Genomic DNA, 25,570 nt, shown 5'->3' with positions numbered 1-25,570 from the left:
CGGCGCATGACGTTCTTTAGTTTTTGATTGAATACGCTTCCCACCTATGAATTCAGCCCCCGCTACGCCTGCCCAGAGCATCAACTACCCCAATTCCGAACTAAAAAACGCCCTGTTCATTATTGCCGGCGTGTTTTCGGCGGCGTTTGGGCTCGAATCCTTCCTGCTGTCCAGCCGCTTTATTGATGGGGGCGTGACGGGCGTTTCCATGCTACTGGCCACTGGGTTCAAGCTGCCGCTCTCGCTGCTGATTCTGGTTATTAACCTGCCCTTTATCGCCCTGGGGTACCGGCAGCTGGGGCGGCGGTTTGCCCTGCGCAGCGCCCTGGGCATTGGCGGGCTGGCGCTGGTGCTGGCCGTGGTGCCCTTCCCCGACGTCACCCACGACCTGCTGCTCACGGCCGTGTTCGGCGGCGTATTCATCGGGGCGGGCATCGGGCTGGCCATGCGCGGCGGGGCCGTGCTCGATGGCACCGAAATCGCGGCGCTGCTCGTGAGCCGCTACGTGGTACTACTGAAAGTGAGCGACCTGATTCTGATTCTTAACGTCGTTATCTTCGGCGTGGCCGTGCTGGTGCTGGGCACCGAGCCCGCCCTGTACTCGATGCTGACCTACTTCGCCGCCGCCCGCGTGCTGGAGTTCGTGCTCAATGGCATCGAGCAGTACACCGGCGTCACCATCGTGTCGGAGCACAGCGACGCCATCCGCAAAGTCATCACCGAAAAGCTGGGCCGGGGCGTGACGATGTACCAGGGCAAATCGGGCTACGGCGCGCGCGGTGAGCAAGGCATGGAGCGCGACATCGTGTTCACCGTCGTGACCCGCCTGGAGCTGCCCGGCCTGCGCACGGCGGTGCAGGAAATCGACCCCAAAGCATTCATCGTTCAATACCGCATCGATGACGCGCAGGGCGGCATTATTAAGAAACGGGCGCTGCACTAGAGCGTGAGGACAATTACCTTTGCTTTGGCAATCGTTTATAACGAAGAAATTATTTATGCGAAGACATGAGATTAGCGATGCTCAATGGCTGGCGGTGAGCCCCCTTTTGTCGGGCAAAGCCACTGATTGCGGGGTAACGGGCAAAGACAACCGCTTGTTTTTCAACGCGGTCGTGTGGATAATGCGCACCGGCTGCCCGTGGGCCGACCTACCCGAACGCTTCGGCAAATTCAACACCGTGTGCAAGCGCTTCCGGCGTATGGCGACCAAAGGGGTTTGGGAGCGGGCCTTCCAGGCCCTGCAAGCCCCCGAACTGGACTGGGTCATGCTCGATTCGACCGTCGTGCGGGCGCACCAGCATTCAGCAGGCCAAAAAAAAGTACCGCCGCCACCGAGTGCCTCGGACGCAGCCGCGGGGGCATCGGCACCAAAATTCACGCCTGCGTGGAGTCGCTGGGCAACGCCGTGCGGCTGATTGCGACCGAAGGCCAGGCGGGCGACAGCCCGCAGGCGCTGCCCTTGCTGGCGGACCTGCAGCCGGGCAAAGTGCTGGCCGACACGGCTTACGACAGCGACGCGACCCGCGCCTATTGCACCGAAAAGGGCATCGAAGCCGTCATTCCCAGCCATCCTAACCGGGTAGAACCCTTGGCAATGGACGAAGAAACCTACCGCGACCGCAACAAAGTCGAGCGCTTTTTTGGCCGCCTCAAGCAATACCGCCGCCTAGCCACCCGCTACGAAAAAACCGCCGTTTCCTTCCTCGCCTTTTGGCATATTGGTGCTACGCTAGATTGGCTTAGGTAAATAGATAAATCTTTGATTGTCCTCACGCTCTAGTGTTGTCTCTTGCAATGGAGTTGTTTAGAAAGTCACAAAAGGTACTCAAACGGTCATGCAGCGCGCAGCGCAGCATCTTGCTCGCATCGTTGAACGGGCCTGACGATGCGAGCAAGATGCTGCGCTGCGCGCTGCATGACCGTTCGGGGACTTTCTAAACAGCTTCAATAAATGATACCGTCATGCCGAGCGCAGCCGAGGCAAGGATTTGTCATTCCGACAAAGGAGGAATCTGAGGCCTGCCCCTGACGGTTTTCCCCAGATTCCTCCTTCGTCGGAATGACAAATCCTCACTCGGTCAGATTTTTACTTCTATAATAGACTTGTTGCGTAATGTTTGTGCTCAAAATCAGCCTATTACAGGTATGAAATCGCGCTAATTTTATTGGCAATGTGGCTTAGACGTTCTCTTTGCAATTTTTGTCGGTTTTTATTTTTGACATAATTAATTGATTATCAAGGCTTTTTGCTTCGCAACAACTCTAATACCCTACTCCCCAATTGCAATCCACCCCCACCGCGCTCCACTTTTACACCCCGGCCGGCCTCATCATCGGCCGGGCCGACGGGCCGGTGATGCGCGCCACGGGCATTCGCTACGCCCGGGCCGCGCGGTTTCAGCCGCCGACACCCGAGCCGCCCGCTACCGAACCCATCTGGGCCACGGCCCCCGCGCCGGCCTGCCCACAGCTCGCCGACCCTCGGGTAGACCAGGTGATGGGGGACTTATTTGCGGCCCTGAGCTTCGACGAAGACTGCCTGCGCCTGTCCATCACGCTGCCAGCCAACCTGCGGGCCGATGAGCGGCTATCCGTCATCGTATGGGTGCACGGCGGCTCCTACGTGTCCGGCGCGGGCGACCTAGCGATTTACGACCCCGCCACCTGGGTAACGGAGCAGCGGGTGGTGTTTGTGGCCGTCACCTATCGGCTGGGGCTGTTTGGGTTTCTGGGCACGAGCAGCACCCCAGCCAATCTCGGCCTGCTCGATTTGCTGGAAGCCCTGCGCTGGGTGCAGCGCAACATCGCCGCGTTTGGCGGCAACCCGGCGCTGGTCACTCTGCTGGGTCACTCCTCGGGGGCCGATGCCATTGCCCAGCTCATGCTGGCAGAAAAAGCTCCTGGTCTGTTTCGGCGCGTGATGCTGCACAGCGCGCCGCTGGGCCTCACCCGCAACCGCCAGCGCATGCTGCGGGCCATGAGCCGAGCCGTCGGTACGCTTGCGCCCAACGCTTCCACCACCGAAATCCTGGCCCGCGAAAGTGCCGTAATAAAAGCCGCCCGCTGGCAGGGTCTGAAAAGCGGCATGCCCTTCGGCCCGCAATACGGGGCTGCTCCGCTGCCGCCCGAAGCCGAAATTGAAGCAACCTGGGCGGCCGTGGCTCCCCATATTGATATTCTCATCGGGGCCACAGCCGAAGAAACCCGGTTTTTCGCCGTCATCGACCCCACTTTCAATTGGTTGCAACGCCTGCCGGTAGCGGGCAGCCGGCTGGTACGGCTGCTCACCAGCGTTACTTCCCGCCGCATCTACCTGGCTCCAGCCCAGGCATTTGCCGAGCATCAGGCGCGGGCGGGTGGCCGGGCTTGGCGGTTTCTGCTCACGTACCAGCCGCCCGGGAGCCCATTCGGAGCCGCGCACGTTGTTGACCTGCCGCTGCTGCTGGGTACGCAGGCCAGTTGGGCCGCCACGCCGCTACTGGGCGAGGCTAATTGGGAGGAATTTGACGCGGCCGGCCGGCAGGTACGGCAGCTGTGGGCCGACTTTGCGCGCACCGGCGTGCTGCCGGAGCGGGTGGTTATTCCGGGCGTGCTGGAAGTGGAGAAAGCTCTCTCAGGGAAGGGTATTTGCTGATGGAATAGCTTCAAGTATCATACGAAACACTACTGAAGCGCTTCTAACAGAGCGCCAATTGTTTACTTAAGCAGTCGAAACACCTCATGCGCCCACAAACTTGTTTTTCATTTGTCCTAATGAAGTTTATCATACTTGCGAGCCTGCTCTTACTACCAGAATTAGGCTTAGCTCAGAAAAAACCCTGGACACCAATAGCTGTGGACAAGCATCTCACGGTCAGCTTTCCCTCAAAGCCAGACGAAATGGACGTACCAGGTACAATGGCTGCACAAGGTGCTTCCAACGCCAATAGTCCACGAATTCAGGCCTCACGCGCTTACAGGCAGGAAGATGCCTGTGGCATGTATGTACTGGTATGTGTGCCACTGTTTGAGGACCCGCAGCTTCCAATAACGCAGTCAGCCCGCGAGAACTACTATAAAACCCGTACGATTCCCTTGTTAATCAAACATGCACGGGGGCAATTGCTGAGTCAGAAAATCGGCTCCATTGACGGCTTGGACGTTATTACCCTCAGCTACCGAGCACTTGGAGCCACCGGAAAACCAACGATAAAATTCTTCCGTCAGATAATTATGGGACGAACGATTTATCAGCTTTATTTCGTCCCTGCCGATAATATTGGTAAGAGTTGCGAAGTGCAACGGCTCAGATTCTTCAACTCCATATCCATAAAAAAGTAGTAGGGCCTTCCAGCGCACAAAGCCGGCTTTGCACGCTGGAAGGAATTCCAAACTACACCGGTGCCTGGTCGTACCGCTCGCCGGCGGGCGTGGGCCACGCGCCTTCAAACAGGAACTCGGCCAATGGCTTGCGGGCGCGGGGCGCGGTTTCCTTTTCGCTCAGCCCAGCGGGCAGGTCCGAAGCCGGGCCGGGATAGCCCAGCGTGAACACCACCACCGGCTCGAAACCCTCGGGAATGCTGAACGCGGCGCGCAGCGCATCGGGCGAAAAACCAGCCATCTGGTGGATTTGCAGGCCCAGTTCGGTAGCCTCCACGGCCAGGGTGGCGGTGGACTGGCCTACATCGTACTTAGCCCAGCCGTTGGCGTTGCCGTCGTGCGAGAAATTCAGTTTGGCTACGCCCACGGCCAGGACAGGGGCTTTTTTGGCCCAAACCTGGTTGAACTCCAGCAGACCGCCCAGGATTTTCTCAAACGCCTCGGGGCTGCTCGACTGGTTGCCCATGATGTAGCGCCAGGGCTGCTCGCCAAAGCACGAGGCAGCCGACGAAGCAGCCGTAAAAACCTGCTCCACCACTTCGGCTGACACCGCCTTATCGGAGTAGGCGCGGGGGCTGCGGCGCTGCGTAAGCACGGGCATGATTTCGTGTTCGAGTTTCAGAACGTTGGTGGTATCGGCCATCAGAACAGGGAAAAAAATGAGGTGAAGGCGAATAACCGCCACTCTGGCGCGAAGTTTTGGACTGGCTCCAATCCTATTTTTCCCGCTTAATTTGAAAAAATGTGGCCTGCACTGCCAATTCAGCCCCAACCGGCTTACCTTTCGCCACGTTCTTTCTCCAGTTCCTCGCTCTCAAATTCCCGCTCCCCACCTATGCAGCCCACGCCCCACGCCCCCGACGCCCTGTTTCCCGATTCTCTGCTCGTTGAAGTAGCCTGGGAGGTTTGCAACCAGGTCGGCGGTATCTACACCGTTATTCGCAGCAAGGTACCGGCCACTATGCCCGTCTGGGGTGACCGATACTGCCTGTTGGGGCCCTACTTCCCCAACATGGCCCAGGGCGAGTTTGAGCCCTACGACGAACTGATGGTGCACACCGGGGCCGACCCTTTTATGGCCGTCGTGCGCACCATGCGCGCCCAGGGCTACGATGTGCAGATTGGCACCTGGCTCGTGACGGGCCGCCCCCGGGTGGTGCTTATCAACCCATTTCAGGCCTACGACCGCCTGGGCCAGCTCAAAACCGACCTCTGGAGCCGCCACGGCATTCCGGCCCCCGACACCGACGACCTGCTCCACCAGATAATCGCCTTTGGGCACCTCACCACCGTTTTCTTTCAGCACCTGGCCGCCCAGAAGCTGGCCGAGCAGCGCCTGCTGGGCCATTTTCACGAGTGGATGACCGGCGTGGCCATCCCGGAGCTGCGCCGCCTGCAAGTGCCCGCGCACCTGCTCTTCACTACCCACGCCACGCTACTGGGCCGCTACCTGGCCATGAACGACCCCGCCTTCTACGACCACCTCATGTGGGTGAACTGGGAGGCCGAGGCCAAAAAATTCAACATCGAGCCGGCCGTGCGCATGGAGCGCGCCGCCGCCCACGGCAGCCACGTTTTCACCACTGTGAGCGAGCTAACGGTGCGCGAGTGCATCTACTTATTGGATAGAATTCCGGACGCGGTGCTGCCCAACGGCCTCAACATCGAGCGCTTCGTGGCCCTGCACGAATTCCAGAACCTGCACCAGCAGTACAAGGCCAAGATTCATGAATTCGTGATGGCCCACTTCTTCCAGTCGTACGCCTTCGACCTGGATAAGACGCTGTATTTCTTCACCTCGGGCCGCTACGAGTACCACAACAAGGGCTTCGATTTGACCCTCGAAGCCCTGGCCCGCCTCAACTACCGCCTCCAGCAAAGCGGCCTCGAAACCCAGGTGGTGATGTTTTTCATCACCAAGCGGCCCTTCACCAGCATCAACCCGCAGGTGCTGGAGCGCCGCGCCATGCTCGATGAAGTGCACGAAACCTGCAAGGCCATTGAGCGGCAGGTGGGTGAGCGCCTTTTCTACGCCGCCGCCGCCAGCCAGGACCACAAGCTGCCCGAGCTCAGCACGATGGTGGACGACTACTGGCGCCTGCGCTACCGCCGCCAGCTCCAAAGCTGGAAAACCAACGCCCTGCCCCCCGTCATCACCCACAACCTGGTGAACGATGCCGACGACGACATCCTGAACTACCTGCGCCGGTCCAACCTGCTCAACCACCGCCACGACCGGGTGAAGATGGTGTACCACCCCGATTTTGTGTCGCCCGCCTCGCCCCTGCTGGGCATGGAGTACGGCCAGTTTGTGCGCGGCTGCCACATGGGCGTGTTCCCGAGCTACTACGAGCCTTGGGGCTACACCCCGCTCGAATGCGTGGCCCGCGGCGTGCCCGCCATCACCTCCGACCTCTCCGGTTTCGGCGATTACGCCCTACAAAACGTGCCCGACCCCGAATCCAAAGGCATTTTCGTAGTGCATCGCCAGGAAAAATCCTTCGATGAGTCGGCCGAGGAGCTTTGCGACATGCTCTGGCAGTTCGTGCAGCTCAACCGCCGCGACCGCATTATGCAACGCAACGCCGTGGAAAGTTCCGCCGAGCTATTCGACTGGAAAAACCTGCGTGTGCACTACGACCGGGCCTATGCCCTGGCGCTGGAGCGAAATTAAACCTCTGCGTCATCTCTATGAGTTTCAAAATCACTGTTCTGTTTCTGCTGCTTACCACCGCCGCCCTCGCCCACGAGTTCTGGCTCGAAGCCCCGCGCTTTCGCCTGCAGCCGAGCGAAACGGTGAACGTGCACTCCTTCATAGGGGCTGATTTTAAGGGCGAGCCCTGGACCACCAAAGCCGCCAAAATCCAGCGCCTCACCCGTTTTGGCCCCACCCCGGAAGACTCCACCGACCTCACGCCGAAAAACGCCACCGCAACCGACACCTTTCGCACTGGCTTCACCTTTACCCGGCCCGGCACCCACGTCGTACTGCTGCAAAGCACCAACTCGTTCATCGAGCTGCCCGCCGACCAGTTCACCGCCTACCTGCGCAAAGAAGGCCTCGACTACGCCCTGAAACTACGCCAGGAAAACGACCAGATGGCCCAGCCCGGCCGCGAAACCTACCGCCGCTGCGCCAAAACCCTGATTCAGGTGGGCGAAGCCGCTGCTACTACGGCCGTTACCGACAGCGCCTGCCGCCACGTCTACGGCCTGCCCCTGGAGCTGGTACCCGAACAAAACCCCTACCGCCTGGCCGCCGACAAAGCCCTGACCGTGCGCGTGCTCCGCGCCGGCCGGCCGGCGTTTGGCGCGGCCGTGCAGGTGTGGCAGCGCCAGCCCGGCGGCCTGCCCACCACCCATTACACCACCCGCGCCAACCAAAACGGCCGTATCTTGTTACGCCTATCAGGACCCGGCCCTTATTTGCTGGCGGCTGTGGACATGAGCGCGGCTCCTGCCAAACTGCGCCCCCGCGCCGATTGGCAATCGACCTGGGCCTCGCTAACCTTCGCCGGTCCGGCCGCAGCCGCGCGAATACCCACAAAACATTAGCCAACTTCACCCAGAATTTTAGGTTTTTTCTTTACCTTCGCCGTTCTCTTACCCTCCCTGGCCCTACGCTGTATGAAGTACACGATTGATAAAAAAGATAGCTACACCATCATCACCATTGAGGAGAAGAAGCTCGACACCACCGTCGCGCCCGACCTCAAGTCGGAGTTCGTGAAGCTCAACGCTGAAGGCATTAACAACCTGATACTCGACCTCACGAACGTGAAATACACGGATTCGTCGGGCCTCAGCTCCATTCTTATTGCCAACCGTTTGTGCAACTCCACGGGCGGCCTGCTGGTGCTCACCGGCCTGCAAGACCATGTGCTGAAACTTATCACCATCAGCAAGCTCGAATCCGTTCTGCACATCCTGCCTACGGTAGAAGAAGGCATCGACCGCGTGTTTTTGCACGCCATCGAGCGCGACCTGACTGATAAGGAATAGATTTTTTTAGTTGCCGGTTGTTGGTTGTCAGTTGTCAGTTTGTTGAAGCTGGCAACTGGCAACCAACTTTCGTTTCTGCACCACTCAACGCAGGCCTGACAACCAGCAACTACCAACTGACAACTATTTCGCTTGTGACTTTTGAGCTGAAGATTCTGGGGTCGGCTTCGGCCACGCCCACGGCCGGGCGCCACCCCACGGCCCAGGTACTCACCGTTAGCGCGTCGAACTACCTCATTGACTGCGGCGAAGGCACCCAGTGGCAGATGCTGGAGTACCGCGTGCGGCCCCACCACGTCCGGGCCATCTTCATCTCGCACCTGCACGGCGACCATTATTTCGGACTATTTGGGCTGCTGGGCACCATGCATTTGCAGGGCCGCACCCAACCGCTGATTATCATCGGCCCGCCCGGCCTCGATGAGGTGCTGGTGACCCAGGCCCGCGTTTCCAATATGCAGTTGGGCTTCGCGATGGAGTTTATCGCCATCGACACAACCGCGCACGCCGTGGTGTATGAAGATGAAAACCTGACCGTGACCACCCTGCCCATGCGCCACCGCATTCCGTGCGCCGGCTATCTGTTCACGGAAAAGCCGCGCCGCGCCAACTTGCTGAAAGATAAGCTGCCTGCCGGCCTCACACCCGCCCAGCTGGCCCGCCTGGCCCAGGGCGAAGACCTACCCGCCGATGAGCAGCAGCCCGGCCTGCGCCACGCCGACGTGGCCGGCCCCGCCCCCACCCCGCGCCGCTACGCCTTCTTCTCCGATACGCTCTACACACCCGCGCTGGTGCCCTACATCCAGGGCGTCGATTTGCTTTACCACGAGGCCACCTTCCTGGAAGACATGCGGGAGCGCGCCGCCCAGACCCACCACAGCACTGCCCGCCAGGCCGCCCAGATTGCCCACGAGGCGGGCGTGAAACGGCTGCTGCTGGGCCACTTCTCCAGCCGCTACAAGGCCCTGGAGCCGCTGTTGCATGAGGCCCAGGCCATATTCCCCACCGTCGAGCTGGCCACGGAAGGGTTGGTAGTGAGCCTGTAAACCGATTGATTATGAATAATTTCGCTAATAAAAAGCAACAGCTTTACCTAGTCCTCAGCGGAATTTTCCTGGTGAATGCGCTGCTGGCCGAAATCATCGGCGTCAAGATTTTCTCGGCCGATAAACTGATGGGCCTGCCCGGCAACCTCACGGCAGGCGTACTCATCTGGCCGGTAGTTTTCGTGACCACGGACATCATCAACGAGTATTTCGGCAAGGCCGGCGTGCTGCGCATCAGCTACCTCACGGTGGTGCTCATCCTGTTCGCTTTCGGGGTTATCTACCTCACCACCAAGCTACCCCCGGCTGATTTCTGGCTCGATGTGAACAAGACCGATAACGAGGGCCGGCCCTTCAACATCGACTTTGCCTACCAGAGCATTTTCCGGCAGGGCCTGGGCATTATCACGGGCTCGATTGTGGCATTTGGAGTGGGGCAGGTCCTGGATGCAACTATTTTTGAGGCCATTCGCAAGGCCACGGGCGGGCGCTATATCTGGCTGCGCGCTACGGGCTCAACCCTGATTTCGCAGCTGGTAGATTCGTTTGTGGTGCTGTACGTAGCTTTTTACGTGTTTGGCAACTGGACTTTCGACCAGGTTCTCAGCGTGGCCAACACCAATTACTGGTACAAGTTTGCGGCGGCCATTCTGCTCACACCGGTGCTCTACCTGGCGCACTGGCTCATCGATAAGTACCTCGGGAAAGAGGAAACAGCCGAATTACAAGAAGAGGCCGTGGAGAATGTGAGCGTATAATTTTGTGTGCTATGCGAAAAAAAATCCTCATTGCAACTGCTGGTTTTTTGGTCACCTACGGCAGCATAGCGCACGGGTTTTTCACGTCTTATATCGTTGACTATTTGCGTGGTCCTGGTTCATATACCTTGGCCAATGGTTCTGTGGGAGAGGGCAAGCTGAGCTTCCGTACGCGTGGTGAAACCACCTTATACGTTGGCAATAATCTTCAATTTTCAGCCAAAGAAGTTAGGTCTTTCACCATCGACAGTCACACGCTGGTTCCTGCCGGAAATTTCGATTTTGAATTTGGCGTACACAGTTATCACGCCGAAAACACGTTCATCGAATACGCCGACACTTCCGGCTACCTGCAACTGGCCCTTTTTCATACCGCCGAACCCATCGGGAGCACAACGGTGTCCTTTGCCACCTACCTGCTACGCCGCCGGGGCGATAAAGAGTTTATATCAGGCCCGAATGCTTTCAAGAAATGGAGCAAGGATGACCGCCAAGACCTGGCCGAAGAACTGTCCCGATGGCCTGAGCTACAGCAAGCCGTTAAATCCGGCACAGCCACCTTTGAAAATTTCCCCGAATACGTGCGTCGCGCTAATCAGGCAGGCCATTAATTCACACTTCTAATTATCCATGTCCCGCATCCTTACCGGCATCCAAAGCACCGGCCGGCCGCACCTCGGCAACCTGCTCGGGGCCATCCTGCCCGCCATCGAGCTATCGAAAAACCCGGCCAACGACTCGCTCTATTTCATCGCTGACCTGCACTCGCTCACCACCGTGCGCGACCCCGCCGTGCTACGCGCCAACACCTACGCCGTGGCCGCCGCGTGGCTGGCCTGCGGCTTCGACACCGAAAGAAACCTGTTTTACCGGCAGTCCGACGTGCCGCAGGTAACGGAGCTGACCTGGTACCTGAGCTGCTTCACGCCCTACCCCATGCTGGCCAACGCGCACAGCTTCAAGGACAAGAGCGACAAGCTGTCGGACGTAAACGCCGGCCTCTTCACCTACCCCGTGCTGATGGCGGCCGACATCCTGCTCTACGATGCCGAAATCGTGCCCGTGGGCAAAGACCAGATTCAGCACCTCGAAATTGCCCGCGATATTGCCAAAGCCTTCAACTCCCGCTACGGCGAGACCTTAGTAGAGCCCCAGGCCCGCGTCGATGCCGAGCTGATGACCATTCCCGGCACCGACGGGGCCAAGATGAGCAAGAGCTACGGCAACACCATCGACATTTTCCTGCCCGAAAAGGAACTCCTGAAGACCATCAAAACCATTGTTTCGGACAGCACGCCACTCGAAGCGCCCAAAAATCCGGATGCGGATGTGACGTTCAAGCTGTACTCGCTGCTGGCCGCGCCCGCCGAGATTGAGACAATGCGCGCCAACTACCTGGCCGGTGGCTACGGCTACGGCCACGCCAAAAAGGAGCTGTATGAGTTGATTCTGCGCCGTTTTGCCGTGGAGCGCGAGCGGTTCGACTTCTACATGAGCAACCTGCCCGAGCTGGACGCGGCGCTGGCCATTGGCGCCAAGCGGGCGCAGGAATACGGCGCGGGCGTGCTGGCCAAAGTGCGCCAGAAAGTAGGCTACGGTGTCTAAACTGCGAATTCGTCGGATTAGTCAGATTTTGTGGACGATTCTATTATCAAAAAAAGGCTGCCAACTGGCAGCCTTTTTTTGATAATAGTGAGTAGTCATTCTTGGACCTAGACCTGGCCGTCCACAAAATTCGATGAATCCGACGAATCCGCAGTTCAGATAACCTGCTGCGCCGAGAAGCTAAAGCCGACCTTACTACCACGGCTCACCTGCTGGTTTTCCAGCTTCTGCTTCACTGAGATTTTCTGGATTTCGGGCAGCGGCGGGGCAATAAGGTCGTTATTGACGGCGGCAATCATGGCGCTTTCCACGAAGAGTTTCATCGCCTCGGGGCAAATATGATTGTCGCTCATGTCGTTATCGGGTAGCTCCAGTTGCTGCGCGCCTTCGAGGCAATAGTGATTATCGATGTTGACCAGCAGGCGGCCGACGAGGTAGCCGGGGTCATTCAGGCGCTGATATTTGATACTATCGGCCATGAAGTTATAGGCCATAATGTGGCCGAAGAAGCGGCGGCGGAAATCAGCCTCCACGTATTTGCTGGCCATGGGGCCATAGTCGTCGGGGAAGGTGACGATGTTGGAGTGCATCACAAAAACCAGCAAATCGCCCGAAAACCGGATGTGAAATTCCATGTCGTTGATGGAACGGTACTCAATCACCACACTCGAATCGAGGGGCGTGAGCTTGCGGGTGAGCTCCAGCACCAACTCCTGCGACACCAGCCGCAGGCAGTCGAACGCAGCCAGGGTGTTGCGGTAAATAGCCTGTTTGGCAGTTGATTTCTGTTTAAGGCCCTCAAAAATCTGGTTGAGGCGGTCGGCCGGAGCTTCGGTGGGCGAGCCGGCCGCAGCGGTGGGGCGGTTGTCGGTGGCGGTGGCCCCGGAGTGCGCCAGCGCATCGGCGACGGGATTGGCCTTAGCGGCTTTGGCCGGGGAGGCTTTGGCTGGCGTGGCTTTGGCGGGCTTGGTCCGCGCCGGCTGGACGGGGCGGGTGGGGCGTTTGCGCGGCGGCACGGGCGGGGGCAGCTCGGTAGGCACCGGCGGCACGTCGGCAGGGCTGAGCAGCTTAGACACGACGGGTTTCGGGGTGGTTTTTTTGGCCATGAGAGAAGAGAATTGCGCCCCCACTGCGGTGGCGGGACCAGGGTATTGCGGGGCAGCCTTGCCAACGAAGCGGGCTACCCAGCTGCAACCGGATTGGGCTGGCAGCAGCCGGGCGCCTTCAACCAGGCACCAGGGTAGGTACGTCGCCTACCCCACCCATAGTTTCAGCCGTACCCGCCGAAACCGTGCCGGAACTGGTGGTATTTGCCGTCCCCAATGCCGGAGGCGCGCTCAACTCAACCACCTCCGGCCATTGCGAGCTGCGAAATGCCACCGTGCGCAGCCCGGCCGGCCCCGCCCCAACCACCGGTAGCAGCATTGCCGCCGCCGATGGCTGCCGCAGGGCTTCCCCCACCGAACGCACGGCCCCGGCGGGCACGGCGCGGCGCTCCAGGTCGGCCAGCAGCGCGTCGCCATCCGCAACGGTAATGGCTTCGGTGAGCTTGTTTTCCAGCTCGGCACGATGGGCCACACGGGCGGCATTGGTAGCAAAACGGGCATCGGTAGCCAAATCAGGCCGGCTCAGCGCGGCGCACAGCTGCCGGAACTGGCCATCGGAACCCACGGCCAGCACCAGCTGGCGGCCATTAGCAGCACGGTACACGGTGCCGTAGGGCACGATGCTGGGGTGGCCCGAGCCCAGCGGCTGCGGGTCGTGGCCGGTCACGAGATAAGTAGCCGCCTGGTTGGCCAACGAGGCCAGGGCGGAGTCGAGCAGGCTCACCTGCACCAAGGCCCCGCGTCCGGTGCGCTCGCGCTGAAACAGGGCCGTGAGCAGTCCTTCTTTCAACTGGTGCGCGGCCAATAGGTCGACCATGGCCACGGGCATTTTCTGGGCAGGCTGGCCGGAGCCGGCGGCATTGAGGAACATAAAACCGGCTTCAGCTTGCAGCACGGCATCGTAGCCGGCACGGGCATTGTCGGGGCCGTAGCCGGTGAGGTGGCCGTAGAGCAGGCGCGGGTTCTCTTGCGATAAGGTGGCGTAGTCGGCGCGGAGCTTTTCGGCATCGCCGGGTTTGTAGCTGGCCAGCACGATATCGGCCGAGGCCACCAGGCGGCGCAGCTCGGTTTGGCCGGCGGCGGTAGTGAGGTCGAGCACCAGCGAGCGTTTGCCCCAGTTGGAGGCAGAGAAATAGGCCGAAACTGAAGATGCCTCAGCCCCTGGCGTGGCAGCAGTTTCGTCGCTGGTTTTCCAGGTGCGGGTGACGTCGCCGGCCGGACTTTCGATTTTGAGGACCTCGGCCCCCAGCTCCGCAAAGAACTGGCCCACCTGCGGGCCGGCCAGCACGGAAGCCAGCTCGATGACGCGGAAGTGGGCAAAGGGAAGTGGATTGTTCATTGGCGTAAGTGTTTTTCTCTGACTAAGAACCTATCCGATATGATGCATCAGGCAGTGCGGAGCAAAGCAGCTTTACCGCAACAGTAATCAAGGCTATTGCAGTAAAGATGCTTCGTTGCGCTCGGCATGACTACTTTTTAGCACCTATTTGGATAGGCTCATAGCTATCAGCCTTGTTTTTGGCCCAATCAATCCATTTCCACACTTTCCCCAACGCTGGGGCCGACTCGATTTATTCTACCCGCCCGGCCCGCGCAAAAACCGGGAACGTGATGATGCGGGCCTGCGGCCCCCACAGCCGCGTCAGCTCCTCGGCAACCAGGGCCATCATGTCGGCTCCGGCGTATTGCCGGGCGTAGTTGGCCGTGGCCGACCAGGTGCGCAGGTAATTCAGCATGTCGTCGGCCGTCCAGTGCTTTTTCACGGCGAAACGCGCCCGCTGCACATCGGCAAACGGGAAGGGCAGGTCGGCGTACTCGTTTTCGATGTGGCGGCGGTTGGCATCCCAGTACGGGGCCGAGGTTACGTCGTGAAAATTATCGAGCACTTGGTTTAGCTCGGGCGTTTCGAGGCGGCACAGCTGGTAGCCCCATTCGGCCAGCACTGCGCCGGGCCGGGCCACGCGGCGCACCTCCCGGTGGTAGGCTTCGTTATCGAACCAATGCACGGCTTGGGCCACGGTAATCAGGTCGAAGCGCTGGTTGGGGAAGGACGTGTGCTCGGCCGTGGCCCGCTGGTAGTGGATATTGGGGCGCGGCGGGGCCTGCGCCAATTGATTGTCGCTGAGGTCGGTGGCATCTACCCGAATAAAGGATTCGGCCAGCACCGCCGCTACCTGGCCGTTGCCAGTGGCGCAGTCCCAGGCCCGCTCGCGGCTTTCTACCTGGGGCAGCAGCCAGTCATAAAGCTCGGCGGGATAAGCAATGCGGTAGCGGGCATAGTCGGCGGCCTGAGCAGAGAAACGGTCGAGGGCGGGCATGAGGAGGAATGGATTTGTGGGTTCGATAAGTATAAAGAACGTCATGCCGAGCGCAGCCGAGGCATCTCGCGTGCCACAGTAAATCAATCGTTCAACGACGCGAGCGAGATGCCTCGACTCCGCTCGGCATGACGTTCTTATTCAAGCCAGCTCCCCTGCTTCCTCCTCCCGGCCGCCGGCCGTATCTTTACCTCAAATCAAGCGGTTTGCTGGCCAAAGCATCAAGGTCAGCCCTTTTACAACCCTAATAAGCTGAACTTTGACGTTTCACGAATTCAACCTCCACGACGACCTGCTCGCTGGCATCGACGCCATGAACTACCAGCAGGCCACCCCCATTCAGGAGCAGGCCATTCCTAAAATTATCGAAGGCAAAGACCTGATTGCCTGCGCCCAGACCGGCACCGGTAAAACAGCTGCCTACCTACTGCCGCTGCTCGACAAGATTTCGCACGCCAAGCACGGCCACACCACCACCCTCATTCTGGTGCCCACCCGCGAGCTGGCCACCCAGATTGACGAGCAGGTGATGGGCTTCGGCTACTACGTGGAAGCTAGTAGCATTGCCATTTACGGCGGCGGCAAATCGGAGAACTGGGAGCAGCAGAAGCGCGCCCTCACCTCGGGGGCCGACATCATCATCGCCACGCCCGGCCGCCTCATCGCCCACCTTCAAATGGGCTATGTGAAATTCGACCAGATTAAGTACCTGGTGCTGGACGAGGCCGATAAGATGATGGACATGGGCTTCAGCGATGATATCTTCAACATCGTGCGCCAGCTGCCCAAGGAGCGCCAGACGCTGCTGTTCTCGGCCACCATGCCGAGCAAAATCCGCGACTTCTCGCAGCAGATTCTCAACAACCCCGAGGAAATCCGCCTGGCCGTTTCCAAGCCCGCCGCCGGCATCGACCAGCAGTTGTACATGGCCTTCGACCGCCAGAAAATCTACGTCCTCGAGCACATCATCAAAACCCAGGATGTGCAGAGCATGGTGCTCTTCACCAGCCAGAAAGCGGCCGTGGCCGGCATTGTAAAAGCCGTGAACAAGCTCGGCATCGAGGCACGCGGCATCAGCTCCGACCGCACCCAGGAAGAGCGGGAGGAAATCATGCGCGCCTTCAAAAACAAGCAGTTTCCTATCCTGGTGGCCACCGACGTGCTCAGCCGCGGCATCGATATCGACTCGCTGAGCCACGTGGTGAACTACGACATCCCGCGCGCTGCCGAGGACTACGTGCACCGTATCGGCCGCACGGCCCGCGCCGCCACCAAAGGCACGGCCATCACCTTCATCTCGGACCAGGACCAGGACCGGGTGCTGAAGATTGAGAAGCTCATTGAGCGCGACCTCGAAAAGCGCGCCATCACCGAGGAGCTGGGCCTGGGCCCGGCCCCGGAATTCGACCCCAAACGCTTTGCCGGCCTGGGTGGTAAAATCGGCGGCCGCCCGGTGCGCGGCGGCCACAGCGGCGGTAGCGGTGGCGGAAGCCGCGACCGTGGCCCCCGCCCCGAAGGTGGCGGTGGTGGCCGCGACGGTGGCCGCGATGGCGGCAAGCCCCGCCGCGACGCCCCCGACCCCAAAGACCCCAAGCACCTGGAGCGCCTCGCCGCCGCCAAAAATGCCCTGGCCGCCCTCGATGCCGGCCACGCCCCCACCGTGCCATACCAGCGCCCGCCACGCCCCGAAGGCGAAGAGCGCCGCGACCGTGGCCCCCGCCCCGAGCGCACTCCGCGCCCCGAAGGCGAAGCCCGCCCACCCCGCGAGCCGCGAGCCCCCCGGCCCGAAGGCGAGCCGCGCCCCCCGCGTGAGCCCCGCGCCGAAGGCGAAAGCCGCCCGCCCCGCGAGCCCCGTCCCGAAGGGGAAACCCGCGAGCCCCGCGCCGACGGCGAGCCCCGCGCCGACGGCGAGCGCCGCCGCAGCCGCGGTGGCCGCAACCGCAGCCGCGGCCCCAAGCCGGAAGGCGGCACTCCGAGCGAAACCGGCAGCCCTGCCGAAACTGGCGCGGCTGAGTAGCCGCTTCCCCAACGCGAAGAAGCCTCCGCTGCACATGCAACGGAGGCTTCTTCGCGTTGGGGAAATCCTGATTTAAGTACTTCTGCACAAGTACTTAACAACACTTCCTCAGAAGGATTTTTCGGGTATTTCCTGCGGTGTTCGTCTTGCTGATAGGCGTTTACAGGAGTCCTCAGCAGATTATACCTCTCCGCCCTATCGACAAATCCGGCTATCCTTTGCCTCCCGGGCTTACAACGAACAGCTGCGACAGCACCGGGCTGGCACTGATGGTCGTTGGCTCATCACCAACCTTTAGTGAGTCATTTTTGATTTCCACCAGGCCAAACCACTTGCCAAAGCAATACAGTACCCGGCTGCTGAAAAGGTGGTCTATAAAGGTGGCCGGCGTCCAGTAACTCGTCGGAGGCCGCTCCTCCAGAAAATTGGGAAAGGCCAGCACGTATTTATCTACATAAAACGAGAGGGGCCGAGGCTGCTGCCCAAATCGAGCCAGCAAATACACGCAAAAGCTCCAGCCCAGCTGCCCTACTTGCGATTTGCCACTGCCAAACGAGTCGAAACTGCCCCAGTGCAGCCGGCCCGTAAACACCTCGAGCACCAGCCGGAACAGCTCGGGGCGCTGCCCGGCAATCAGCATACTTTCTCCTTTTTTGGTGAGGCTAAGCTTGCCCAGGGGCTTCTTCACCAGCTTGGCCACGTGGGCCAGATAGTGCGCGATTTCGATGAAGGGGGAATCAAACTCCCGGTTTAGCTTTATAAAGCCTTCATCCACATACTTACTGCGCATCAGCCCGTGCTCATACAGCTCCTGCACAAACTTGCGGGGCAGCGCGCCGGTAGCGGTGAGTTTGATGACTTTCTCACGCTGCACCAGCCGCAGCAGCTCCTCCACCTGCCGAAAAAAGGGCACCTGGTCGAGCACGGCATCGGGAAGCGTGCTTTGCAGGCGCACGGGCGCCGCAGCCGACAGCGGCCGGTACAACACATCCGCCATCTGATTGGGGCTCAGACCGCTGCATGATGCCAGTGGTGTATTGTTGTAGCTGTTTACATGCGCCGTCAGGCGCTGGTTCAGCTCGGCCACATCGCGGGCGGGTTTGTCGAAAAAATCCTTGGGCAGCTGCATTGACGGGGTAGCTGAGACGACTAACTGCTGCTATTCATTGGCAGCAACTACTTTTCAATGAGCACCTTACGCGCCTATTAAGGCAAGAATTCACCTTGACTGAGGACTGAATGTGCCGGCCATTGGACAGGAAAGATATACCGGCGACCCCAATTAATTTCCCGGCGGCTTACCCCAGCACCTGCCCCACCCCAAACAGTACCGTGAATACCAGCGTACTCAGCGCCATCTGCTTGAGCAGCGGGTCGAGTTGCATCGATTCCTGCCGCTGCCACACCTGCCGGGCGTTGAAGGCAAACAACGGTGCAGCCAGCACAAACAGCCACTGCCACGGCGAATGGTACGTGAGTGCCACAAACACCGTGGCACAGCCCAGGCCCAGCACCAGCAGCAGCCAGTGGTAGCGCCGCGCATGAATGGGCCCCAGCCGCACCGGAATGGTGATTTTGCCGGCCAGCACATCGGAGTTGATGTCGCGGATATTGTTCACGTTCAGCACCGCCGTGGCGAAGCAGCCCAGCGCGGCGGCCGGCAGCAGCACCTGCAGCGGCAGTGCCCGGGTTTGCAAAAAATACGTGCCGCACACGCCCACAATGCCAAAAAACAGGAACACCGAAATGTCGCCCAGACCCGCGTAGCCATACGGGTTAGCGCCCGCCGTGTAGTTCACTGCCGCCCAGATGGCCGCCAACCCCAGCGCCACAAACGCCAGAAACAGCCCCAGACCCGCCGCGCCCAGCGCCACCCACAGCAGCGCGAGGCCGCTGGCCAGCGCCAGCAGGCCGCAAATCCACATGCCGCGCTTCATCTGAGCCGGGGTGATGGCCCCGCTCTGCACGGCGCGTTGCGGGCCTTGGCGGTGGATACTGTCGGCCCCGTTCTGGGAGTCGCCGTAGTCGTTGGCCAGATTGCTGAGCACTTGCAGCAGGATGGTGGTGAGGGCCGCCAGCGCCACTACCGGGCCGTTGAAATAGCCGGCCGCCTGGGCCAGAAAGCCGCCGGTGAGGATGCTGGCCAGGGCCAGCGGCAGGGTACGGGGGCGGAATGCAGAAATCCAGGGTGACATGGGCAAAAGAGATATCAAACAGCAAAAAAGAACGTCATGCTGAGCGAAGCCGAAGCATCTTTTACCGCTTCGTTGCAACGACGAAATTAGTTGCGCGGTAGAGATGCTTCGGCTACGCTCAGCATGACGTTCTGAAGTATTCAGGAAACGGCAAAAATTACTTCATGATATCAGCCAACAGCTCGGGGCTCAGGGGCGTCACTTTCGAAGGGTAGAATTTCAATACGTGGCCTTTTTCATCGACCAGGTATTTGCAGAAATTCCAGGTGGGCACGTCGCTCACGGCCCCGTTCTTGGTTTTATCAGCTAGGAATTTGAACAACGGAGCCGTGTCGATGCCTTTCACCGACACCTTGCTGAAGAGCGGGAACGTCACGCCGTAGTTCTTTTCGCAGAAGGTGGCAATCTGGGCCTCGGTGCCGGGCTCCTGGCCGCCGAAGTTGTTGGCCGGGAAGCCGAGTACGGTCACTTTGTCGCCGTGCTTTTTATACAGCTCCTCCAGCTCCTTGTACTGCGGGGTGAAGCCGCATTCCGAAGCGGTGTTCACAATCAGCAGCTTCTTGCCCTTGTACTGGCTCAGCTTCACGTCCTTACCATCGATGGATTTCACGGTGAAATCGTAGACGGAGGCGGGGGCGGCAGTGGTTTCCGTAGTTTCAGTCATGGCGGTGGGAGTAGCCGGTTTGGCGGCGATGAAAACCACGGCCGTAGCGGCAGTGGCCAGCGTGAGGAGAAGAGACTTGTTCATGAATTGGAAGTGATAAAGTGCGCAGTTGCGTGCGTAACCGTACGAAGGCCTGCAGGGTTTTAGATGTAGCGCGGTCGTACCCGGTAGGGACTAAAAGTCCCTACCGGGTACGACCGCGCTACATCATGTGGTGCGCGGCGTGAGCCACTTCTCCATCTGCACGGGCTGGTAGGCCGTCATCTGCGCCAGCAACTCTTCCGGGCTGGCCGATTGCAGGAGCTGGCTGCGGTTTTCGGCGCGGAGCAGCTGGTCGTCGCGCATGCGGTCGAGGGATTGCAGGAGCAGGTCGTAGTAGCCGTCCACGTTCAGCAGGGCCACGGGCTTCTGGTGCAGGCCGAGCTGGCCCCAGGTCAGCACTTCGAACAGCTCTTCGAGGGTGCCGTAGCCGCCGGGCATAGCGATGAAGCCATCGGCGCGGTCGGCCATCATCAGCTTGCGCTCGTGCATCGATTTCACCACGTGCAGCTCGGTGCAGCCCTTGTGAGCCAGCTCCTTGGCATCCAGAAAATCGGGAATCACGCCCACTACCTGGCCGCCCAGGGCCAACACGGCATCGGCGATGGTGCCCATGAGGCCCACGCCGCCGCCGCCGTACACCAGCGTGAGGTTTTGGGCCACCATGGCCTTGGCGAGGGCCTGCGCCTGGGTAATGTAATTCGGATTGGTTCCGGCGCTGGAACCACAGTAAACGGCAATGCTTTTCATATTTCTGGAACGAAGTAGAGACGCGACACTTCGCGTCTCGTCGTTGCTGATGTTATTTTTAGAATGGCGCGGTTCCGGTCGTTCAACGAGGAGACGCGAAGTGTCGCGTCTCTACCTCGTTATGGCAATTACATGCGCTCGGGCACCTGGATGCCGAGCAGGCCGAAGGCGGCTTTCAGCTGCTCGCCGGTGCGGGCCGACAGAGCGAGGCGCAGGTTGCGCTTGGCCAGGTCGGTTTCGGCAAAGATGGGCACTTTGGCGTAGAAGCGGTTGTAGTTGCGGGCCAGGTCGTAGGCGTATTGGGCCACCACGGCGGGCGATAGGTTCTTCGCGGCTTCTGCCACCACAGCCGGGTAGCGCGCCAGCTCCTGTATCAGCTCGCTGTCGGCGCTGTGCAGCTCGGTCACACTGGCCCAGTCGGCGGTTTCGTCAACCCCCAGCTCTACCGCTTTGCGCCGAACGGCCGCCGTGCGCGAGTGCGAGTACTGGATAAACGGCCCCGTGTCGCCCTCCAGGTTCACCGACTCTTCGGGGTTGAAGAGCATGCGCTTCTTGGGGTCCACTTTCAGCAGGTAGTATTTCAGCGCGCCCAGGCCGAGGATGTGGTACAGCTCCTCCAGCTCGGCATCGCTGAGGCCTTCGGTTTTGCCTTTTTCGAGGGTGGCGGCTTTGGCGGCGGCCACTACGTCACGCACCAGCTCGTCGGCATCGACCACGGTGCCTTCGCGCGACTTCATCTTGCCCGAGGGCAGGTCCACCATGCCATAGCTGAGGTGGTGGATGGCGTCAGCGTAGGGCTTGCCCAGCTTTTTGAGCGTGGCCTGCAGCACCTGCATGTGGTAGTTCTGCTCGTCGGCGATGACGTAGATGCTGCTGTCGTAGCCAAAATCCTGGTACTTCAGCTCGGCCGTGCCCAGGTCCTGGGTGATGTAGACGCTGGTGCCGTCGGCGCGGAGCAGGAGCTTTTCATCAAGTCCCTCTGCCTGCAAATCGACCCACACCGAACCGTTTTCCTTCTTGAAGAATACGCCCTTTTCCAGACCTTCCTCTACCCGCTCCTTGCCCAGCAGGTAGGTGCCCGATTCATAATAAAACTTATCGAAATCGACGCCGATGTTCTTGTATGTGGCATCGAAGCCTTCGTACACCCAGCCGTTCATCAGGCTCCAGAGGGCTTTCACGGCGGGGTCGCCGGCTTCCCAGGCCTGCAGCATCTGCTGGGCCTCGGCCATGAGGGGGGCGCTTTTCTTGGCTACTTCGTTGGTCACGCCTTCGGCCTCAAGCTGGCGGATTTCCTCGCGGTAGTGCTTCTCAAACAGCACGTAGTACTTGCCGGCGAGGTGGTCGCCCTTCAGGCCCGCGCTCTGGGGGGTTTCGCCCTGGCCGAAGTGCTGGTAGGCAATCATCGACTTGCAGATGTGGATGCCCCGGTCGTTCACCAGGTTGGCTTTGGTGACGGTGGCGCCGGTGGCTTTCAGAATCTCGGCCACCGAGTAACCCAGGAAGTTGTTGCGCAAGTGGCCCAGGTGCAGGGGCTTGTTGGTGTTGGGCGAGGAGTACTCCACCACCACATTCTGCGGGCCATCGGTGGCCACGGGCGCGGTGGCGGGCTGGGCGCGCAGCTGCTCGAACACCGCCAGCCACTCGGCATCGGCAATTTCGAGGTTCAGGAAGCCTTTCAGCACGTTGAAGCCGCTCACGCGGGGCTCGTTGGCCTGCAGCCACTCGCCCAGGGCCTGGCCAATTTGCTCGGGGCCTTTGCCCAGCACTTTGGTGAGCGCAAACGTGACGAGGGTGAAGCTGCCGGCAAACTCCTTGCGCGTGGGCTGGAGCGTGAGGCTGGCGGCGGGAATTTCTACGCCGAATACGGCCTGCGCGGCAGCTTGCAGGGCGGTTTTGAGGGAGTTTTCTAACTGTTGCACGGGGCAAAGGTACGGGCTGGTACGGGGTAGCCGTAGCGCTGGCCGCAGTTTAGCGCGCAGTGCGGAACTGCTGGCTGCTGGTGAGGCGCGTTCGCAACTCGCCGCCTGGCCCAGGTGGTTCGGCACTGCCTGGCCGCGCGGCGGCCGTGAGTCGAAGACTCACCCCACCAGTGGCACGTAGTTACGCGCTAAACTACGGCCAGCGTCGGCGCCAGCGAAAATGGCATTCTGCGAAATGGTGGTACTTTGCCGCTTCTCTCCCACCCGCTCCCGTTCATGTCCCGTATTCTTCCCACCATTGTGGGGGCGCAGTTTTGCTGCACCTCGCTGTGGTTTGCCGGCAATGCCGTAGCGCCCGATATGGCGGCGCGCCTGCACCAGGGGCCCGGCTTTATGGCCTCGCTCACCAGCGCCGTGCAGCTGGGTTTCATTGCCGGCACCCTGGCGTTTGCCCTGCTGGCCGTGGCCGACCGGTTCTCGCCGTCGCGGGTATTTGCGCTGAGCGCGGCGCTGGCGGCGCTCTGCAACCTGGGGCTGGTGCTGCCGGGGCTGCCAGTGGCGGGCCTGCTGGCCTGCCGGGTACTCACGGGGTTTTTCCTGGCCGGCATCTACCCGGTAGGCATGAAAATAGCGGCCGACTACTACGCGGCCGGGCTGGGCCGCTCGCTGAGCTGGCTGGTGGGGGCGCTGGTGCTGGGCACCGCGTTTCCGCACTTGCTCAAGAGCATGGGCGGGCAGTTGCCCTGGCAGGCGGTGGCCTGGGCTACCTCCGGCCTGGCGCTGCTGGGCGGCGCGGCCCTCCTGCTGCTGGTGCCCGATGGCCCTTACCGCCGGGCCGGCGCGCGCCCGGCTTTCACGGCGTTTCTGGCGGGGTTCCGGCAGCCGGCGTTTCGGGCGGCGGCGTTTGGCTACTTCGGGCACATGTGGGAGCTCTACACGTTCTGGGCCTTCGTGCCGGTGGTGCTGGCGGCCTTCAATGCCCGGCACGCGGGGGCGGCGCTGCCGGTGCCGCTGCTGTCGTTCGGCATCATTGGCGGGGGCAGCCTGGCCTGCGTGGGCGCGGGGCTGCTGGCCCAGCGCCTGGGGCCGGCCCGCGTCGCAACCGGGGCGCTGGCGCTGTCGGGCATCTGCTGCCTGGCATCGGGCCTCGTGCTGGGCACGGGCTCGGGAGCGGCGCTGGGGGCTTTTCTGGGGTTCTGGGGGCTGGTGGTGGTGGCCGATTCGCCGATGTTTTCGACGCTGGTGGCCCGGCATGCCCCCGCCGAAACGCGCGGGGCCGCGCTGACTATCGTCAACTGCCTGGGCTTTTCCCTCACTATTATCAGCGTGCAGCTCACCGGCTGGCTGGGGCCGCAGCTGCCGCAGCACCTGCTGCTGCTGCTGCCGCTGGCCGTGGGGCCGGCGCTGGGGCTGTGGGCGCTGTGGCAGGGGCGACAGGTGGTAGAAGCGTGAGGGATATGAAGCGGCCCCAGACCCAGCCGGCCGAATAACCCACCGAAACTTGCCGCAATACGGAGCCCCTGCAGTGGTGAAGGGGCTTTCTATTGCTTAGGCAGTTCTATTGAGCTTTTACATCGTCGACACATCCAAGATGCTACTACGATAGTAATAATTTGGTAGTTTTGACTCAACCCTTTTCATCTACCAATATGGCAAAATATTTCGCTTTTAGGATTCTACTCTCCCAACCGGCTCAACTGAATGCATTTGAGCAACAAAGAACAAAGAGACAGTTATTGGAACTTGCTGTTCAAGTTATAGAACGCAACTACCCATTTCGATTTCAGGCAAAAGGCAATTTATACTTAGCTTATTATCACCTTAAAATCAATGATGGTACTCATGCAATACAAATTGCTCGTGAGGACATTGTACTGGAGCCTAAAGTAGGTGAGCACGGAGTTACTAATCAACCAGACACAGTATATCCTTATAGCTACTTCATATTAGACATTTCTCGGCAAATAATTTTAGTTCAAGAAAAACCTAGCGCATTTCGTGACATAGATTCTATTGTTAGTAGAATCGAAGACATAATTAGAAAAGCACTGATTAGGCAACGAGTTACTGTCGCAATAGAGGCAATTAGTAACTCAGAAGATATTTGGTCAGAGATTGAGGAAGCACAGGAAATTTATTCACTTGTAGTCGACATTGACCCACCTAACTTCTTTGGCTCTAGATTTCGCAGCAATATCGATATTCGAGAAGCATATGAAGAAACAAATTTCACAAAATTCAAGTTAGTAATTTTAAATAAATTAGGTGCATTGCGTATTCCACGCGAACAATTCGAAAATCTCTTCCAAACTATTTCTTCAGGAGCAGGCGATTTCATTATCAAGCTACGAGATAGAACAGGTCACTTACTAAAAATCGGAAGCAGCACACGTCCTAAGAGTTTAGAAATGCCTGAAGAACCTTCAAAAATCAACCCTACGCTGCTAGAAGATGAAATTATCAGGATTGACAACCTTAATAATACTGACACCCTTAACAATAATTCTCCCACAGCGTCGTGAAAAAGATATTACAAAGCTTGGGATATATAGCAATAGGAACAGTAGTGATGCTATTGCTATTCTATTTAATTAAAGTACCTCATGTAAAATTTGCCGAGAGTGAATTTCTTTTAAGTTACATAGGAATATTTCTTGGATTTGCTTTTTCCGTTGTAACTTTTGTGATGACGCTTGTAGATAAAGGCCGACAACGTGTGCTCTCAGCCCCTGACTACACTAGACTTGTTGCGAAGTGAGTGAAGTGCGGAATTTTCGACAAACTGT

23 protein-coding genes and 1 pseudogene are annotated in these 25,570 nt (G+C 59.8%); 15 read left to right on the top strand and 9 right to left on the bottom strand.

What is annotated here, in order from left to right; genetic code table 11:
• The first annotated feature begins 46 nt into the window (after positions 1 to 46).
• The 4 genes and pseudogenes from KQ661_RS10030 to KQ661_RS10015 all read left to right on the top strand — a co-directional run bounded on the left by KQ661_RS10030 (position 47) and on the right by KQ661_RS10015 (position 4,323).
• Complete coding sequence (locus tag KQ661_RS10030) at positions 47 to 943, top strand: YitT family protein (RefSeq protein ID WP_216680491.1); 897 nt, start codon at positions 47 to 49, stop codon at positions 941 to 943.
• Positions 944 to 1,025: 82 nt separating this feature from the next.
• Positions 1,026 to 1,750, top strand: a pseudogene (locus KQ661_RS23045) (IS5 family transposase); the annotation flags it as partial.
• Positions 1,751 to 2,284: 534 nt separating this feature from the next.
• Positions 2,285 to 3,637, top strand: a complete 1,353-nt coding sequence (locus tag KQ661_RS10020) for a carboxylesterase family protein (RefSeq protein WP_216680490.1) — start codon at positions 2,285 to 2,287, stop codon at positions 3,635 to 3,637.
• Between the two features lie 119 nt (positions 3,638 to 3,756).
• Positions 3,757 to 4,323: a hypothetical protein gene (locus tag KQ661_RS10015; RefSeq protein WP_216680489.1), complete on the top strand. Its 567-nt coding sequence runs from the start codon at positions 3,757 to 3,759 to the stop codon at positions 4,321 to 4,323.
• A gap of 52 nt (positions 4,324 to 4,375) precedes the next feature.
• Here the strand turns inward: KQ661_RS10015 and KQ661_RS10010 are convergent, their stop codons facing one another.
• Positions 4,376 to 5,005 carry a nitroreductase family protein gene (locus KQ661_RS10010; RefSeq protein WP_216680488.1) on the bottom strand — a complete coding sequence of 210 codons (630 nt, stop codon included), beginning with the start codon at positions 5,003 to 5,005 and terminating at the stop codon, positions 4,376 to 4,378.
• A 192-nt stretch (positions 5,006 to 5,197) separates the two neighbouring features.
• Between KQ661_RS10010 and KQ661_RS10005 the strand changes: the two genes are divergently transcribed.
• The 7 genes from KQ661_RS10005 to trpS all read left to right on the top strand — a co-directional run bounded on the left by KQ661_RS10005 (position 5,198) and on the right by trpS (position 11,773).
• A complete protein-coding gene (locus tag KQ661_RS10005; protein WP_216680487.1) occupies positions 5,198 to 7,036 on the top strand; it encodes a glycosyltransferase in 1,839 nt (612 codons plus the stop codon).
• A gap of 17 nt (positions 7,037 to 7,053) precedes the next feature.
• The gene (locus tag KQ661_RS10000; RefSeq protein WP_216680486.1) at positions 7,054 to 7,917 is read left to right on the top strand and encodes a DUF4198 domain-containing protein; all 864 of its coding nucleotides are present in this window, start codon (positions 7,054 to 7,056) and stop codon (positions 7,915 to 7,917) included.
• Between the two features lie 72 nt (positions 7,918 to 7,989).
• Complete coding sequence (locus KQ661_RS09995; RefSeq protein WP_168675310.1) at positions 7,990 to 8,364, top strand: STAS domain-containing protein; 375 nt, start codon at positions 7,990 to 7,992, stop codon at positions 8,362 to 8,364.
• Between the two features lie 134 nt (positions 8,365 to 8,498).
• Positions 8,499 to 9,410, top strand: a complete 912-nt coding sequence (locus KQ661_RS09990) for a ribonuclease Z (protein WP_216686326.1) — start codon at positions 8,499 to 8,501, stop codon at positions 9,408 to 9,410.
• An 11-nt stretch (positions 9,411 to 9,421) separates the two neighbouring features.
• A complete protein-coding gene (locus tag KQ661_RS09985) occupies positions 9,422 to 10,168 on the top strand; it encodes a queuosine precursor transporter (RefSeq protein WP_216680484.1) in 747 nt (248 codons plus the stop codon).
• 11 nt (positions 10,169 to 10,179) lie between these two features.
• Positions 10,180 to 10,779, top strand: coding sequence for a hypothetical protein (locus tag KQ661_RS09980; RefSeq protein WP_216680483.1), 600 nt, complete (start codon positions 10,180 to 10,182; stop codon positions 10,777 to 10,779).
• 19 nt (positions 10,780 to 10,798) lie between these two features.
• Positions 10,799 to 11,773: a tryptophan--tRNA ligase gene (gene trpS, locus KQ661_RS09975; protein WP_216680482.1), complete on the top strand. Its 975-nt coding sequence runs from the start codon at positions 10,799 to 10,801 to the stop codon at positions 11,771 to 11,773.
• 155 nt (positions 11,774 to 11,928) lie between these two features.
• Here the strand turns inward: trpS and KQ661_RS09970 are convergent, their stop codons facing one another.
• From KQ661_RS09970 to KQ661_RS09960, 3 genes are all read right to left on the bottom strand, one after another.
• Positions 11,929 to 12,879 carry a hypothetical protein gene (locus tag KQ661_RS09970; protein ID WP_226915944.1) on the bottom strand — a complete coding sequence of 317 codons (951 nt, stop codon included), beginning with the start codon at positions 12,877 to 12,879 and terminating at the stop codon, positions 11,929 to 11,931.
• A 118-nt stretch (positions 12,880 to 12,997) separates the two neighbouring features.
• Positions 12,998 to 14,218: a CaiB/BaiF CoA transferase family protein gene (locus KQ661_RS09965; protein ID WP_216686325.1), complete on the bottom strand. Its 1,221-nt coding sequence runs from the start codon at positions 14,216 to 14,218 to the stop codon at positions 12,998 to 13,000.
• Between the two features lie 232 nt (positions 14,219 to 14,450).
• Positions 14,451 to 15,197: a class I SAM-dependent methyltransferase gene (locus KQ661_RS09960; protein WP_216680480.1), complete on the bottom strand. Its 747-nt coding sequence runs from the start codon at positions 15,195 to 15,197 to the stop codon at positions 14,451 to 14,453.
• A 313-nt stretch (positions 15,198 to 15,510) separates the two neighbouring features.
• Between KQ661_RS09960 and KQ661_RS09955 the strand changes: the two genes are divergently transcribed.
• Entirely contained in the window at positions 15,511 to 17,214 is a 1,704-nt protein-coding gene (locus KQ661_RS09955) for a DEAD/DEAH box helicase (RefSeq protein WP_216727960.1), read from the top strand.
• A 211-nt stretch (positions 17,215 to 17,425) separates the two neighbouring features.
• On the opposite strand, the gene KQ661_RS09950 is transcribed toward KQ661_RS09955, so the two are convergent.
• The 5 genes from KQ661_RS09950 to argS all read right to left on the bottom strand — a co-directional run bounded on the left by KQ661_RS09950 (position 17,426) and on the right by argS (position 22,784).
• Positions 17,426 to 18,343: a hypothetical protein gene (locus tag KQ661_RS09950; protein ID WP_216686324.1), complete on the bottom strand. Its 918-nt coding sequence runs from the start codon at positions 18,341 to 18,343 to the stop codon at positions 17,426 to 17,428.
• Between the two features lie 169 nt (positions 18,344 to 18,512).
• On the bottom strand, positions 18,513 to 19,409 hold the full coding sequence (locus KQ661_RS09945) for a 1,4-dihydroxy-2-naphthoate polyprenyltransferase (RefSeq protein WP_216680478.1): 897 nt from the start codon (positions 19,407 to 19,409) through the stop codon (positions 18,513 to 18,515).
• A 157-nt stretch (positions 19,410 to 19,566) separates the two neighbouring features.
• Positions 19,567 to 20,157, bottom strand: coding sequence for a glutathione peroxidase (locus KQ661_RS09940; RefSeq protein WP_216680477.1), 591 nt, complete (start codon positions 20,155 to 20,157; stop codon positions 19,567 to 19,569).
• Positions 20,158 to 20,280: 123 nt separating this feature from the next.
• The gene (locus KQ661_RS09935) at positions 20,281 to 20,862 is read right to left on the bottom strand and encodes an LOG family protein (protein ID WP_216686323.1); all 582 of its coding nucleotides are present in this window, start codon (positions 20,860 to 20,862) and stop codon (positions 20,281 to 20,283) included.
• Between the two features lie 128 nt (positions 20,863 to 20,990).
• Complete coding sequence (argS, locus tag KQ661_RS09930) at positions 20,991 to 22,784, bottom strand: arginine--tRNA ligase (protein WP_216686322.1); 1,794 nt, start codon at positions 22,782 to 22,784, stop codon at positions 20,991 to 20,993.
• Positions 22,785 to 23,060: 276 nt separating this feature from the next.
• Here argS and KQ661_RS09925 point away from each other — a divergent pair, with 276 nt between their 5' ends.
• From KQ661_RS09925 to KQ661_RS09915, 3 genes are all read left to right on the top strand, one after another.
• On the top strand, positions 23,061 to 24,236 hold the full coding sequence (locus tag KQ661_RS09925) for an MFS transporter (protein WP_216686321.1): 1,176 nt from the start codon (positions 23,061 to 23,063) through the stop codon (positions 24,234 to 24,236).
• Positions 24,237 to 24,406: 170 nt separating this feature from the next.
• Entirely contained in the window at positions 24,407 to 25,306 is a 900-nt protein-coding gene (locus KQ661_RS09920) for a hypothetical protein (protein ID WP_216686320.1), read from the top strand.
• Positions 25,303 to 25,542, top strand: a complete 240-nt coding sequence (locus KQ661_RS09915) for a hypothetical protein (protein WP_216686319.1) — start codon at positions 25,303 to 25,305, stop codon at positions 25,540 to 25,542. The genes KQ661_RS09920 and KQ661_RS09915 overlap by 4 nt, the downstream gene beginning before the upstream one ends.
• Positions 25,543 to 25,570: the final 28 nt, after the last annotated feature.

This window comes from Hymenobacter siberiensis (genome assembly GCF_018967845.1).
Taxonomy (GTDB): Bacteria; Bacteroidota; Bacteroidia; order Cytophagales; family Hymenobacteraceae; genus Hymenobacter; species Hymenobacter siberiensis.
Note: the sequence above shows the minus strand (reverse complement) of the source record. Positions and strands in the feature narration are given on the sequence as shown.

Coding starts and splice junctions, on each gene's coding strand:
- KQ661_RS09925 (WP_216686321.1), top strand. CDS start 23,061: ATGTCCCGTATTCTTCCCACCATTGTGGGGGCGCAGTTTTGCTGCACC.
- trpS (WP_216680482.1), top strand. CDS start 10,799: ATGTCCCGCATCCTTACCGGCATCCAAAGCACCGGCCGGCCGCACCTC.
- KQ661_RS09985 (WP_216680484.1), top strand. CDS start 9,422: ATGAATAATTTCGCTAATAAAAAGCAACAGCTTTACCTAGTCCTCAGC.
- KQ661_RS09945 (WP_216680478.1), bottom strand. CDS start 19,409: ATGTCACCCTGGATTTCTGCATTCCGCCCCCGTACCCTGCCGCTGGCC.
- KQ661_RS09970 (WP_226915944.1), bottom strand. CDS start 12,879: ATGGCCAAAAAAACCACCCCGAAACCCGTCGTGTCTAAGCTGCTCAGC.
- KQ661_RS10005 (WP_216680487.1), top strand. CDS start 5,198: ATGCAGCCCACGCCCCACGCCCCCGACGCCCTGTTTCCCGATTCTCTG.
- KQ661_RS10000 (WP_216680486.1), top strand. CDS start 7,054: ATGAGTTTCAAAATCACTGTTCTGTTTCTGCTGCTTACCACCGCCGCC.
- KQ661_RS09940 (WP_216680477.1), bottom strand. CDS start 20,157: ATGAACAAGTCTCTTCTCCTCACGCTGGCCACTGCCGCTACGGCCGTG.
- KQ661_RS10030 (WP_216680491.1), top strand. CDS start 47: ATGAATTCAGCCCCCGCTACGCCTGCCCAGAGCATCAACTACCCCAAT.
- KQ661_RS09935 (WP_216686323.1), bottom strand. CDS start 20,862: ATGAAAAGCATTGCCGTTTACTGTGGTTCCAGCGCCGGAACCAATCCG.
- KQ661_RS09950 (WP_216686324.1), bottom strand. CDS start 18,343: ATGCAGCTGCCCAAGGATTTTTTCGACAAACCCGCCCGCGATGTGGCC.
- KQ661_RS09995 (WP_168675310.1), top strand. CDS start 7,990: ATGAAGTACACGATTGATAAAAAAGATAGCTACACCATCATCACCATT.
- KQ661_RS09965 (WP_216686325.1), bottom strand. CDS start 14,218: ATGAACAATCCACTTCCCTTTGCCCACTTCCGCGTCATCGAGCTGGCT.
- KQ661_RS09980 (WP_216680483.1), top strand. CDS start 10,180: ATGCGAAAAAAAATCCTCATTGCAACTGCTGGTTTTTTGGTCACCTAC.
- KQ661_RS10015 (WP_216680489.1), top strand. CDS start 3,757: ATGAAGTTTATCATACTTGCGAGCCTGCTCTTACTACCAGAATTAGGC.
- KQ661_RS09960 (WP_216680480.1), bottom strand. CDS start 15,197: ATGCCCGCCCTCGACCGTTTCTCTGCTCAGGCCGCCGACTATGCCCGC.
- KQ661_RS09955 (WP_216727960.1), top strand. CDS start 15,511: ATGAACTACCAGCAGGCCACCCCCATTCAGGAGCAGGCCATTCCTAAA.
- KQ661_RS10010 (WP_216680488.1), bottom strand. CDS start 5,005: ATGGCCGATACCACCAACGTTCTGAAACTCGAACACGAAATCATGCCC.